10 protein-coding genes are annotated in these 12,768 nt (G+C 69.0%); 4 read left to right on the top strand and 6 right to left on the bottom strand.

The features are described from left to right. Positions 1-11 precede the first annotated feature (11 nt). The 3 genes from MGN01_RS05100 to MGN01_RS05090 form a co-directional block, all read right to left on the bottom strand. Positions 12-692, bottom strand: coding sequence for a CoA pyrophosphatase (locus MGN01_RS05100; RefSeq protein ID WP_147045504.1), 681 nt, complete (start codon positions 690-692; stop codon positions 12-14). Beyond that, entirely contained in the window at positions 689-1,294 is a 606-nt protein-coding gene (locus MGN01_RS05095; protein WP_147045503.1) for a DUF1285 domain-containing protein, read from the bottom strand. The genes MGN01_RS05100 and MGN01_RS05095 overlap by 4 nt, the downstream gene beginning before the upstream one ends. Positions 1,295-1,367: 73 nt before the next feature. Further along, positions 1,368-1,793 (bottom strand): PaaI family thioesterase, encoded by a 426-nt coding sequence (locus tag MGN01_RS05090; protein ID WP_147045502.1) that lies wholly within the window; start codon positions 1,791-1,793, stop codon positions 1,368-1,370. Positions 1,794-2,005: 212 nt separating this feature from the next. On the opposite strand from MGN01_RS05090, the gene MGN01_RS05085 reads away from it, so the two are divergent. The 4 genes from MGN01_RS05085 (at position 2,006) to MGN01_RS05070 (ending at position 8,979) form a co-directional block, all read left to right on the top strand. Next, positions 2,006-3,013 (top strand): AAA family ATPase, encoded by a 1,008-nt coding sequence (locus tag MGN01_RS05085; RefSeq protein ID WP_147045501.1) that lies wholly within the window; start codon positions 2,006-2,008, stop codon positions 3,011-3,013. A 13-nt stretch (positions 3,014-3,026) separates the two neighbouring features. Continuing rightward, positions 3,027-3,941 (top strand): DUF58 domain-containing protein, encoded by a 915-nt coding sequence (locus tag MGN01_RS05080; RefSeq protein WP_147045500.1) that lies wholly within the window; start codon positions 3,027-3,029, stop codon positions 3,939-3,941. 9 nt (positions 3,942-3,950) lie between these two features. Next, a complete protein-coding gene (locus MGN01_RS05075) occupies positions 3,951-6,806 on the top strand; it encodes a DUF4159 domain-containing protein (RefSeq protein ID WP_147045499.1) in 2,856 nt (951 codons plus the stop codon). A gap of 88 nt (positions 6,807-6,894) precedes the next feature. Next, complete coding sequence (locus tag MGN01_RS05070) at positions 6,895-8,979, top strand: hypothetical protein (RefSeq protein WP_147045498.1); 2,085 nt, start codon at positions 6,895-6,897, stop codon at positions 8,977-8,979. 92 nt (positions 8,980-9,071) lie between these two features. Here MGN01_RS05070 and MGN01_RS05065 read toward each other — a convergent pair whose 3' ends face one another. From MGN01_RS05065 to MGN01_RS05055, 3 genes are all read right to left on the bottom strand, one after another. Then, the gene (locus MGN01_RS05065) at positions 9,072-9,578 is read right to left on the bottom strand and encodes a GNAT family N-acetyltransferase (RefSeq protein ID WP_147045497.1); all 507 of its coding nucleotides are present in this window, start codon (positions 9,576-9,578) and stop codon (positions 9,072-9,074) included. A gap of 116 nt (positions 9,579-9,694) precedes the next feature. Beyond that, positions 9,695-10,798, bottom strand: a complete 1,104-nt coding sequence (locus MGN01_RS05060) for a microcin C ABC transporter permease YejB (protein WP_147045496.1) — start codon at positions 10,796-10,798, stop codon at positions 9,695-9,697. A gap of 60 nt (positions 10,799-10,858) precedes the next feature. Then, positions 10,859-12,727 (bottom strand): extracellular solute-binding protein, encoded by a 1,869-nt coding sequence (locus MGN01_RS05055; RefSeq protein WP_147045495.1) that lies wholly within the window; start codon positions 12,725-12,727, stop codon positions 10,859-10,861. Positions 12,728-12,768 lie beyond the last annotated feature (41 nt).

Here is a 12,768-nt window from a genome sequence, read left to right as displayed (position 1 = left end):
AGCCGCGCGCCTTACCGGAACAGGCGCTCGTAGAGATTATGCACGATCCCGGCCGTGAGACCCCAGATCAATCGCTCGCCGAAGGGAATCGCGTAGTAGATTCGCATCCGTCCCTGCCAGCTGCGCGTCTTGATGAGGTGGCGCCCGGGGTCCATCAGGTGTTCGAGCGGCACCTCGAAGACGTCGGCGACCTCGTTCGGGTTGATGGTGAGGGATGCGTCTTCCTCCACCAGCCCCACCACGGGCGTCACCAGGAACCCGGTCGCCGAGAGATAGGGATCGAGATAGCCGAGCGGTCGCACCGCGGCCGGCGAGAGGCCGATCTCCTCTTCCGCCTCGCGCAAGGCGGTGTCGATCGGCGAGGGGTCGCCGGGATCGACCTTGCCGCCGGGGAAGGCGATCTGGCCGGAATGGTCACGCAGATGCACGGCGCGCTGCGTCAGCACCACAGCGAGGCCGCCGGGTACCGGCTTGATCGGAACGAGCACCGCTGCCGGACGATGCGGCAGCGGCGGCGCGACGGCGATTCCATCGGGATCGAGGTCGTGGTCGCCGCGCGGATTGGAGGTGGGGTCGCCCGGTCCCGGCGCCTCGCGCGCCAGCCCGCGCTCGGCCCGGCGCAGGAAATCCGGGAGCGCGTCCGCATGGATCGCCGGACAATCGAGGGCAAGCGCCCCGTCGAGCGGCCTCATTCGGTGGCTTCCAGGCTGGCGCTGCGCGCGATGGCATGGAAGGTGCCCCCGGCCGTCAGCCCGAGCCAAGGTTCTCCGTCGACCTCGCGCTCCTCGACGAGGTCCATCAGCTCGTGGGTGAGTGCGCGCGTCAGCAGGGCCCAGAGACCGCCGCGCACCTTCACGTAGGGCTTGAGCCCGCCCGAGCCGTCCTGCTCGAAGCGGATCGGATGGCTCTCGTCGAGCGGCACCAGATCGTCGACATTGGTGCGAAAGCCGATGCGCCGCGCCTCACCCTCGCCCTCCACCGCCATCTCGACGGCGAGAAAGGGTGCGTCGTCCACGGTGATGGTCATCCGCTCCGCGGGCGTCACCAGCACCGTGGTTCCATCGGGCTCCCTGCGCAGGATCGTCGAGAAGAGCTTGACCAGGGCCGGCCGCCGGATCGGCGCGCCCTCGTGAAACCAGGTGCCGTCGGCGGCGATGCGGATATCGATCTCGCCGCAATGCTCGGGATGCCATTGCTCGACGGGCGGCGGGCCGCGCTTCGGCAGCGCGCCGAGCGCCGCACTGAGCCGGCCGAGGGCGGGATCGACGGCAGCTGGGGTTGGATCGGGCGTCATCGGGAACTCAAACGCGTCTGACGGCCGCCTGTTTCGTGACGCCCGGCAGCGCCGATGCAGCCCACCCCGGGCTTCATCGGCGGTCCTTCAGCAACTTCCAGATCCCGGACACCGTGGCGAGCGGACGCCCCCCGCAGGTCAGGATCGAGCGCATGAACACCAGCGAGGAGGTCTTGCGCACCACCTCGGGCACCGTCTCGACCAGGTCGCCGATCTTGGCGGCCCCCACGAACTGCACGTTCATCTCGATGGTGACGCAGCCGGCTCCCTCCATCGCATCCATGGCGACGATGCTGAGCGAGCGGTCGGCGAAGGTCACCAGCATGCCGCCATGGACGAGGCCGACGAGATTGACGTGCTTCTCCTCGGCCCGGAAAGCGAATTCCTTGCGACCCTCGACGGTGCGGTGATGGACCGGCCCGGTGAGCGCAACGAAGCCGGGATCCTCGAAAGCCGTCCAGCCAGCCGGAAACGCCGTCTCCGCGGTTTGCTCGCCCATCCGGTCCTGCTCCCTTGCGGCGAAAGGTCGGTCCGCCCAACGCATGATGTCGCGGCCATGCTGCGGTCGCGCCGATCCTGCCCATATAGCGTGCGTCGGCTCGGGCGAAACCGCGGTGCTTGCCTTCGCCCCGTGTTCGGCGGCAGACTCGATCGTCCCCGGTCACGCTCGCGCACGACGTGATCCTTACCTCACGCGGAGCATCCCCCTCGATGGCACAGGGCGCCAATCCGGCAGCGATGAGCCTCGACGACGGCATCGTCGCGACGGCGGAATCCTGCCTCGCCGCGGTCGGCCGGGCACGCGATTCGATCCACTCGGTGATCTTCGGCCAGGAGGCGGTGGTCGACCTCGCCCTCGTCACCATCCTGTCCGGCGGCCATGGCCTGCTCGTCGGCCTTCCGGGGCTGGCCAAGACGAAGCTCGTTGAGACGCTCGGCACGGTGCTCGGCCTCGATGCCCGGCGCGTGCAGTTCACACCCGACCTGATGCCCTCCGACATCCTCGGCACCGAGATTCTGGACGAGGATGCCGAGCGGCATCGCTCCTTCCGCTTCGTGAAGGGGCCGGTCTTCACCCAGCTCCTGATGGCGGACGAGATCAACCGCGCCTCGCCGCGCACGCAATCCGCCCTGCTCCAGGCGATGCAGGAGCATCACGTCTCGGTGGCCGGCGAGCGACATGACTTGCCCCGCCCCTTTCACGTGCTCGCCACCCAGAACCCGATTGAGCAGGAGGGCACCTACCCGCTGCCGGAAGCCCAGCTCGATCGCTTTCTGCTCGAGATCGACATCCACTATCCCGACCGGGCCGCCGAGCGCCGCATCCTGATCGAGACCACCGGCGTTAACGACCAGACGGCCAAGCCGGTCATGACCACGGAGGAGCTGCTGACCGCGCAGCGCCTCGTCCGTCGCCTGCCGGTGGGCGACGCGGTGGTCGATGCGATCCTCGACCTCGTGCGCTCCGCGCGTCCCGAAGGCGGCGATGCCTCCATCGGCAAGAAGCTGCTTTGGGGGCCCGGCCCGCGCGCCAGCCAGGCGCTGACGCTGGCGGTGCGTGCCCGTGCGCTGATCGAGGGCCGCGTCGCCCCTTCCGTCGCCGACGTGAAGGCGCTCGCCGAGCCGGTGCTGAAGCACCGCATGGCGCTCAACTTCGCCGCCCGCGCCGATGGCGAGACCATTCCGGGGCTGATCGCGCAGCTCGCGAACAAGCTCTGAGGCGCCGCACGGAATGGTACAGACCCGGCTCGTCGAAGCCGACCGACGCATCCCCGGACGGGGCGAGGCCGAAAGCGCGCTCTCGCTTGCCGATCGGATGCCGCGCCTGATCCTGGAGGCGCGGCGCGTGTCGAGCCTGCTCGCGCACGGCCTGCACGGCCGCCGCCGGGCTGGGCCGGGCGAGACCTTCTGGCAGTTTCGCCCCTTCGTCACCGGCGAGGCCGCTGCGCGGATCGACTGGCGCCGCTCGGCCCGCGACGACCGGCTCTATGTCCGCGAACGGGAATGGGAAGCCGCCCACAACATCTGGCTCTGGATCGACCGCTCCGCCTCCATGGGCTTCGCGTCGGACCTGGCCCTCGCTCCGAAGGTCGAGCGTGCGCTGGTGCTCGGGCTCGCTTTGGCGGACACCTTCGTCGAAGGCGGCGAGCGAGTCGGGCTGCTCGGGCTGACCCGCTCCGTGTCCTCGCGCGGCATCATCGAGAGCATGGCGCAGACGCTTGCCCATGACGAGGCCGGCCTGACGCAGGACCTGCCGCCTACCGCCACGCCCGGCCGCTTCGACGAGGCCATCCTGGTCAGCGATTTCCTGACACCGCTCGATCGCATCCGCGCCTCGGTTCAGTCGATCTCGGGTCGTGGCACGCACGGCCACCTCGTCATGATCGTCGATCCGATCGAGGAGACCTTCCCCTTCGCCGGACAGGCCGTCCTGCACGAACCGGAGGGCGGGGCGAGCCTCGATATCGGCGATGCCGATGCCTGGGGCGAAGCCTATCGGGCACGGATCACGGCGCATCGCGACGGGTTGTCGGAGATCGTACGGGCACAGGGTTGGACCTTGACGATCCACCGAACCGATCGCCCCGCGAGCGAGGTGGCGCTGCGCCTGCTCACGCTCGTCGCCGCCGCGCGCGGAAGCGGCTGAGGAGACGTCGTGTTCGGACTTCCCCTCACCTTCGCCGCACCGCTCGCGCTGGCCGCCCTCGCCGCTTTGCCGGCTCTGTGGTTCCTGCTGCGGGTGACACCGCCACGGCCGCGGCGCATCGAATTTCCGCCGCTCAAGCTCGTTGCGGATCTGCTGCCGAGGCGCGAGACGCCGGCGCGCACGCCGCCCTGGCTGCTGCTGCTTCGCATCCTCGCCGCCGCCTGCCTGATCCTCGCGGTCTCAGGACCGGTCTGGAACCCAGCCGGCATCGGCGCCGCTTCGGGTCGCACGCCGCTCCTCGTCCTGCTCGACAACGGGTTCAGCGCAGCCCACGACTGGCGTGATCGTCAGCGCGCAGCCACCGACGAGATCGAGGGTGCCGCCCGCGATGGCCGTCCGGTGGCGCTGCTGCCGACGGCCGATCCGGCCGGCACGCCGGGAAGCGTGCTTGAGGCGAAGGCCCCAGCCGCGGCCCTGGAACGCCTGCGGGCCGTCCAGCCCCGCCCGATCCTCACCGATCGCTCGGCGCATCTGTCGCAGATCGGCACGTTCCTCGACAAAACCCCAAATGCCGCCATCGTCTGGATCAGCGATGGGATCGAGGATGCCGGCGGGGCCGGCTTCCCGAGGGCCCTCGCTGAGCTCGTTGCCAAGCGCGGCACGGCCCTCACCGTCCTGAAGGCCGATCAGCCCCCTGCCCTGGCGCTTGCCGGCGGCGAGAGCGGCGGGCGGCTCGTCGCCCATGTCCTGCGTGCCGCACCGAACGGGCGCGACACCGGCACCGTACGCGCGCTCGACCAGAAGGGCCTGCCGCTCGCCGAGACGGCCTACGCCTTCGAGCCGAACGGCACGGAGAAGGAGGTCGGCTTCGACCTGCCGGTCGAGATCCGCAACACCATCGCCCGGCTGGAGATCTCGGGCGAACGCTCCGCCGGCGCTGTCGTGCTGATGGACGAGCGCGGCAAGCGCCGCCGCGTCGGCCTCGTTTTCGGCGGAACCAGCGATCAGGCGCAGCCATTGCTCGCGCCGACCTACTACCTGTCCCGCGCCCTCACCCCCTTCGCCGACGTACAGCAACCGCGCGGCGGCCAGGGCACGGCGGAGGCGATCGGGCAAATGCTGGACAACCAGGTCACCGTGCTGGTGCTCGCCGATGTCGGGGCCCTCGACGACAAGACGCTCGCGCGGGTGACGAAATTCGTCGACGATGGCGGCCTGCTGCTGCGCTTCGCCGGTCCGCGTCTCGCCGCGGGCAACGATCCGCTGGTGCCGGTGCGCCTGCGCCGCGGCGGCCGCAACCTCGGCGGCACGCTGTCCTGGGACAACCCGAAGACGGTGGCGGATTTCGCGCCCGAGAGCCCCTTCGCAGGCCTCAAGCCGCCGCCGGATATCGGCGTGCGCCGCCAGATCCTGGCCGAGCCCGATGGCGACCTTCCCGGTAAGACCTGGGCCTCCCTGCAGGACGGCACGCCCGTGGTCACTGCCGAGAAGCGCGGCGGAGGCCTCGTCGTGCTGTTCCACGTCACCGCCGACACCACCTGGTCGAACCTGCCCCTCTCGGGGCTTTTCGTCGATATGCTGCGCCGGGTCGTCGGCATGGCCGGCTCCGGCGCCAAGCCCAGCACCGGCGAAGGCGGGCAGGCCAAGGCTGCCGTGCTCGCGCCGCGCCTGACTCTCGACGGCTTCGGTGCGCTGGGCTCCCCACCCGCATCCGCGACCGCCGTCTCGGCGGATTACGGCGACCGGGCCACGCACGATCATCCGCCGGGCTTCTACGGGCCTGCCGAGGGCGGCATCAGCGTCAACGCGTTGAAATCCGACGATCGCCTGAAGCCGTTGGACATCGGCGCCATCGCAGGCATCCGTGTCGGCGGGCTCGGCGGGGCCGAGACGCTGGACCTGCGCGCGGTCCTGTTCAGCCTCGCCCTGGCGCTGCTGGTCCTCGATACGCTCGCCGGTCTCTGGCTCGGCGGCTTCCTCGGCGGCCGGGGACGCGGCGGGCTGGCCGGACGCCTGCGCAGCCGTCCGGCGGCGATCGCGCTCGTCGGTCTCGGCCTTCTCGCCGTTTTGCCCGCGACCGAGCCGGCCCACGCGGCCGAGCCGCAGGCCAGCCGGCCCAACGGCCTCGAGTCGGCGCTGATCACGCGGCTGGCCTTCGTCACCACCGGAGACACCGCCGTCGACACGGCGAGCCGGAGCGGGCTGTCGGGCCTGACGCAGGTGCTCGCCGCCCGCACCGCGCTTGAACCCGGCGAGCCGGCAGGGATCGATCCGGCCAAGGACGAACTCGCCTTCTACCCGCTGATCTACTGGCCGATCGTCGCCGGCCGGCCCCAGCCGAGCGAGGCCGCGATCCGCAAGATCGACGCCTTCATGCGCAACGGCGGCACCGTGATCTTCGATACCCGCGATGCCCTGGTCGCCCGTCCCGGCGGCCCGCCGACGCCCGAGGGCGCCTATCTGCGCCAGATGCTCTCGACCCTCGAAGTGCCCGAGCTCGAGCCGATTCCAAACGACCACGTGCTCACCAAGGCCTTCTACCTCGTCGACAATTTCCCCGGCCGCTACACCACGGGCCAGACCTGGGTGGAGGCCCTGCCCCCGGCTCCCACCGATGGCGCCGAGCGGCGTCCGGCCCGCGCCGGCGACGGCGTTACGCCGATCATCATCACGGGCAACGACCTTGCCGCGGCCTGGGCCTTTAGCAAGGAGGGCGCGCCGCTCTACCCGATGTCCGGCGGCGACCAGCGCCAGCGCGAGATGGCGTTCCGTGGCGGCGTGAACATCGTGATCTACACGCTGACGGGGAACTACAAGGCCGATCAGGTCCACGTGCCGGCTTTGCTGGAGCGGTTGGGACAGTGAGTTTTTCAGTTCGCATCGCCAACGCACCTCTCTTCTCCCCGCACGCGGGGCGAGGGATTTCCCGGGTCATCACTGAAGGCTTCGCCCCATGCTGAGCCTCAGCTTCACCCCCCTGATCCCGTGGCCGGTGCTCGCGGGCTTCGGCGTGATCGTCGCAGCCTTCGCCGTGCTGGCCATCGTGGCGCGGGGACGGACTGCGCTGCTGCGCGCCGTGGCGCTCGCCCTCGTGCTCGGCGCGCTGGCGAACCCGTCCCTGGTGCGCGAGGACCGGGAGCCGGTGAAGGATGTCGCCGCGGTGATCGTCGACCGCTCGGGCTCGCAACAGCTCGGCGACCGCTCGCAGATGACCGATCAGGTGAAGGCCGAGTTGGAGCGGCGCTTCGGTGCGCTCGCCAATATCGAGCCGCGCTTCATCGACGTGCAGGACGCGCACGACGGCGACGACGGCACCCGGCTGTTCACCGCCCTCTCGCAATCGCTCGCCGACGTGCCGCCCGAGCGGCTGGCCGGCGTGGTGATGCTCACCGACGGGGTCGTGCACGACATTCCGCAGAGCCTGGAGGCCCTCGGCATCAAGGCGCCGCTGCACGTTCTCGTCACCGGACATCCGGACGAGCGCGACCGCCAGATCAAGATGCTGGAGGCCCCCCGCTTCGGCATCGTCGGCAAGGACCTGACCATCCGGGCCGAGGTGCAGGAGCGCGGCGGCACCGGCAATGCCACCGTCACGGTACGCCGCGACGGCGAGGAGATCGGCCGCAAGACTTTCCCGACGGGCCAGCCCTTCTCGCTCACCACCAAGATCGAGCATGGCGGCCCGAACGTCGTCGAGATCGAGGTCGAGCCGCTGCCGGGCGAGCTGACCACGGTGAACAACCGCGCCGTCCTGCCCATCGAGGGCATCCGCGAGAAGCTCAGGGTGCTGCTCGTCTCCGGCGAGCCGCACCAGGGCGAGCGCACCTGGCGCAACCTGTTGAAGTCGGATGCGAGCGTCGATCTCGTGCACTTCACCATCCTGCGTCCGCCCGAGAAGCAGGACGGCACGCCGATCTCCGAGCTGTCGTTGATCGCCTTCCCGACCCGCGAGCTGTTCGTCCAGAAGATCAAGGACTTCGACCTGATCATCTTCGACCGCTACGCCAACCAGAGCGTGCTGCCCTCGGCCTATTTCGACAACATCGTCCGCTACGTCCGCGAGGGCGGTGCGCTTCTGGTGGCTGCCGGGCCGGAATTCGCCTCGTCGATGAGTCTGGCCCGCACGCGGCTCGCCTCGGTGCTGCCGGGCGAGCCCAACGGCAAGGTCGTCGAGCAGGCCTTCAAGGCGGCGATCACCGATATCGGCGCGCGTCATCCGGTGACGCGGGCGCTGCCCGGCTCCGAGGCGAAGCCCCCGGCCTGGGGCGACTGGCTGCGCATCGTCTCCTCGCAGACGCGTCCAGGCATTCAGCCGATCCTTTCCGGCGCCGGCAACCTGCCGCTGCTCGATCTCTCCCGCGAGGAGAAGGGCCGCGTCGCGCTGATGCTGTCCGACCAATCCTGGCTCTGGGCGCGCGGCTACCAGCAGGGCGGGCCGTATCTCGACCTCCTGCGCCGCCTTGCTCATTGGCTGATGAAGGAGCCGGGCCTTGAGGAGGAGGCCCTGCGCGCCCAGACCACCGGCCGCGGCCGCGAGGTCCGTGTCGAGCGCCAGACCATGAGCGAGACGGCCGAGCCCGTCACCGTCACAGGGCCGACCGGCAACACGCGCACCCTCGATCTGACGCAAGGCGAGCCGGGGCTGTTCACCGCGACCTTCGAGGCCGATCAGCTCGGCCTGCACACCCTGCGCTCAGGCAATCTCGTGGCCTTCGTCAGCGTCGGCCCGGCCAATCCGCGCGAGCTTGCCGACGTGTTCAGCGATACCGAGCGCCTGAAGGCCGTGGCGGAGGCCAGCGGCGGCACGATCCGCCGGGTGGCCGATGCCAATGGCGGCACTGCGATCCCGCGCCTCCAGATCGCGCGCGGCGGCCGCCTCGGCGGTGCCGACTGGATCGGTTTCCGCCCGAGCGACAGCGCCAACATCCTGGGCGTCGAGGTCTATCCGCTGGCGCTGGGCCTATGGGCGCTTGCGGCGCTGGCCCTGGCGGTGCTGGCGATGTGGCTGGTGGAGGGGCGGCGCGGCCGGGCAGCTTGATCGGCCGTCCCCTTCAGCGGCGCAGGCAGAAGGCCGCCTCGCGGTCTGATCGATCCGCGACGTGCTTGAGGGTCCCGCAGCTTGCGCGGAGGCTACGGCTCGCGGCGTGCGCTGACGCTTCCTGATATGCGGTCCACGGCGCCCTCGGACAGCGCGAGCCACAGGATGCGGGCCGGATCAGCCGGGCCCGGCAGCACGAGGCGGCCCGGTGGCACGACGGAGAACCCGAAGCGCCGGTAATAGGGCAGGTCACCGATCAGCATGACGAGGCTGTGCCCACGGGCCCGTGCCGCATCGAGCCCCGCATTCATCAGGCTGCGGCCGATGCCACGGCTCGAAAAGCTCGGATCGACCGTCAGTGGCCCGAGCGCCAGCAACGGCGTTCTTCCGGCCTCAACCGGGCTGAAGCGGATCGATCCGACGAGATAGGTGCCGACCATGGCCGTGAAGCACAGCTCCGGCGGGAGATGCGCGCCCTCGCGCAGCCGGTAGGCGGTCCGCGCGAAACGCCCCGGCCCGAAGGCGCGAGCGTGCAGGCGCTCGATCGCCTCCGCATCCTCGGGACGTTCGAGCCGGATATCGAGGGAGAGCGCGGTCAAGGCGAGATCTGCAAAAACATACCTGCCCCTGCTGGGTCTGGGGCATCGATCTTCCGCCATTGCGAGCCGAAGGCGAAACAATGACGGCAGAGGTTAGAAGGCGCCGATAGCAGAGTTCACGCCGCCCTGGCAGAGAAATCGATGCGTGGGTCGATCCAGGTGTAGATCAGATCCGAGAGCAGATTCACCGCCAGGCCCATCAGCGAGAAGATGTACAGGGTCGCGAAGACGATCGGATAGTCGCGTCCGATGATCGCCGTGAAGGAGAGCAGCCCGAGTCCGTCGAGGGAGAACATTGTCTCGATCAACAGCGAGCCGGTGAAGAAGGCCGTGATGAAGGCTCCGGGAAAGCCCGAGATCACGATCAGCATCGCGTTGCGGAAGACGTGGCCGTAGAGCACGCGCGTCTCGGTCAGCCCCTTCATCCGTGCCGTCATCACGTATTGCTTGCGGATCTCGTCGAGGAACGAGTTCTTGGTGAGCAGCGTGGAGGTTGCGAAGGCGCCGAGCACCAGGGCCGCGAGCGGCAGGACGAGGTGCCAGGCATAGTCGAAGGCTTTTCCGGCCAGGCTCAACTGGTCGAAGTTTTCCGAGGTCAGGCCGCGGATCGGGAAGATCTGGAAGAACGAGCCGCCGGCAAACAGGATGATCAGCAGAAGACCGAACAAAAAGCTCGGAATCGCGTAGCCGATGATCACGATGCTCGACGTCCAGATGTCGAAGCTCGACCCGTCCGAGACCGCCTTACGGATGCCGAGCGGGATCGAGATCGCGTAGGAGATCAGCGTCATCCAGAGGCCCAGCGAGATCGAGACCGGGAGCTTCTCCTTGATCAGCTGCAGCACCGAGACGTCGCGAAAATAGCTCTTGCCGAAATCGAAGCGGACATAGTCCCAGAGCATCTTGGCGAAGCGCTCGGGCGCCGGTTTGTCGAAGCCGAACTGCACCTCGAGCTTCTTGATGAAGGCCGGGTCGAGCCCCTGCGCGCCGCGATATTTCGAGTTGGACTCGCCGCTGCCACCGCGGGTCACACCGCCGCCGAGATCACCCTGCCCGCCGGTGACACGCGAGAGCGAGCCCTCCTGCTGGCCCTGCATCTGCGCGAGCACGCGCTCCACCGGTCCGCCGGGGGCGAACTGGATGATCGCGAAGGTGATCAGCATGATCCCGAAGATCGTCGGGACCATCAGCGCGATGCGGCGGGCGATATAGGCGAGCATGAGGAACCCTAACGACTTCCGCCATAGCGAGCGAAGGGACGCTGCACCGTCCGCATCGGATCAATTCCGCCCGATCCGCGTGGCCTTCGCCTCGTCGAACCACCACAGGCCCGGCACGCCGAGCGCGTATTTCGGCGGTTTCTCCGGATGGCCGAAGACGTCCCACACGGCGAGCTTGTAGTTCGGCGAGTACCAAGCCGGAATCCAGTAGCGTCCGGCGCGCAGCACCCGGTCGAGGGCACGGCAGGCGACGGTCAGCTCCGCCCGCGACTCGGCGGCCACGACTTTCTCCAGCAAGGCATCGACCACGGGGTCGCTGACGCCGGCGAGGTTGTTGGAGCCCTTGATCTCGGCCGAACGCGCGCTGAAGGCCTCGCGAAGCTCCGGCCCCGGTGTCGGATCGGCGCCCGTGGCGCGCGAGCTGACATCGAAGTCGAAGTCGCGCATCCGGGCTTGGTACTGCGAGGCGTCGACCACCCGCTGGCTCGCCCGGATGCCGAGCAACCCGAGATTCTTGATGAAGGGCTGGATCACCGGCTCGAAGACCGGATCGTTGTCGAGGAACTCGAATTCGAGCGGCTTGCCGTTCGGCAGCAGCAGCCGGCCGCCATCCCGCTTGCAGCCGGCCTCCTTCAGCAGGGTGTCGGCGCGCTTCAGCAACGCCCGGTCCTGTCCCGATCCATCGGCGACGGCTGGCGACCACGGCTCGCCGAAGATGTAGGGGCTGACGAGTTCGGAGAGCTTGTCCCGCAACGGCTCCAGCAGGGCCAGCTCTTCGGTCGAGGGTGGCCCCTTGGCCATCAACTCGGTCTTCTCGAAGAAGGACGAGGTGCGGGCATAGGCCCCGTAGAAGACCGAGCGGTTGGTCCAGGGGAAATCGAAGCACAGCCCGATCGCCTCGCGAACGCGCGGATCCTTGAAGGCCTCCCGGCGGGTGTTGAAGTACCAGGCCTGGATGTTGGGCGGCGACTCGTCGGGCAGCGTATCGCGCTTTACCCGGCCCTCGCGCACGGCCGGGAAATCGTAGCCCGTCGCCCAGATCCGCGAGGTGTATTCCTGGCGAAAGGTGAAGGCGCCACCCTTGAAGGCCTCGAACGCCACCTGCCGATCGCGAAAATACTCGTAACGCACCCGCTCGAAGTTGTTCTGGCCGATCGCCACTGGCAGGTCCGCCGCCCAATAATGGGGATGGCGCTCCAGCTCGATGAACCGGCCGATCTCCATTCGACCGACCCGGTAGGGTCCCGAGCCGAGGGGCGGTTGCAGGGTCGGCTCCTCGAAATCGCGGGAGGCGAAATAGGTCGCGGAGAAGATCGGAAGCTGCGCCACCACCAGTGGCAGGTCGCGGCTGCGCCCGGCCGCGAAACGCACGACCAGCGTCTCGTCGTTCTCCACCGAGGCTTCCGCCATGTCGCGGATCACCTGGGAGATCGTCGGATGGCCCTTTTCCTTGAGGATGTTCAGCGAGAAGGCCGCGTCCTTGGCGGTGAGCCGCGTGCCATCGCCGAAATGGGCCTGGGGCCGCAGGAAGAACCTGTAGGTCAGGCCGTCCGGGCTGATCTCGACGGCGCGGGCGACGAGCCCGTAGAGCGCGTCGGGCTCGTCGAGGGCGCGCACCATCAGGCTGTCGAAGGTGAGGTTCATGCCCGCAGCACCGTTGCCGCGGAAGACGTAGGCGTTCAGCGTGTCGAAGGTGTCGAAGGCCTGATTGCCAAAGGTTTGGGTCAGCTGCGCCGAGAAGATGCCGCCGCGCGGGGCCACAGGATTCACGTAGTCGAAGTACTTGAAGTCGGCGGGGTACTTCAGCTCGCCGAAGCTCGACAGGCCGTGCGTGACGCGAGGTTCGGCGGCGCGGGCGATGCGCGGCAAGGCGCCCGCTGCCGCGCATGCGCCTGCACCGACCACCAGGGCGCGACGACTCGGCTGCATCCCCCCGTCATTGCGAGCTGAAGGCGGGGCAGTCCAGGGCA

It is taken from the genome of Methylobacterium gnaphalii (genome assembly GCF_007992215.1).
Lineage (GTDB): Bacteria > Pseudomonadota > Alphaproteobacteria > Rhizobiales > Beijerinckiaceae > Methylobacterium > Methylobacterium gnaphalii.
Note: the sequence above shows the minus strand (reverse complement) of the source record. Positions and strands in the feature narration are given on the sequence as shown.

Coding starts and splice junctions, on each gene's coding strand:
- MGN01_RS05100 (WP_147045504.1), bottom strand. CDS start 692: ATGAGGCCGCTCGACGGGGCGCTTGCCCTCGATTGTCCGGCGATCCAT.
- MGN01_RS05085 (WP_147045501.1), top strand. CDS start 2,006: ATGGCACAGGGCGCCAATCCGGCAGCGATGAGCCTCGACGACGGCATC.
- MGN01_RS05080 (WP_147045500.1), top strand. CDS start 3,027: ATGGTACAGACCCGGCTCGTCGAAGCCGACCGACGCATCCCCGGACGG.
- MGN01_RS05070 (WP_147045498.1), top strand. CDS start 6,895: ATGCTGAGCCTCAGCTTCACCCCCCTGATCCCGTGGCCGGTGCTCGCG.
- MGN01_RS05090 (WP_147045502.1), bottom strand. CDS start 1,793: ATGGGCGAGCAAACCGCGGAGACGGCGTTTCCGGCTGGCTGGACGGCT.
- MGN01_RS05095 (WP_147045503.1), bottom strand. CDS start 1,294: ATGACGCCCGATCCAACCCCAGCTGCCGTCGATCCCGCCCTCGGCCGG.
- MGN01_RS05060 (WP_147045496.1), bottom strand. CDS start 10,798: ATGCTCGCCTATATCGCCCGCCGCATCGCGCTGATGGTCCCGACGATC.
- MGN01_RS05055 (WP_147045495.1), bottom strand. CDS start 12,727: ATGCAGCCGAGTCGTCGCGCCCTGGTGGTCGGTGCAGGCGCATGCGCG.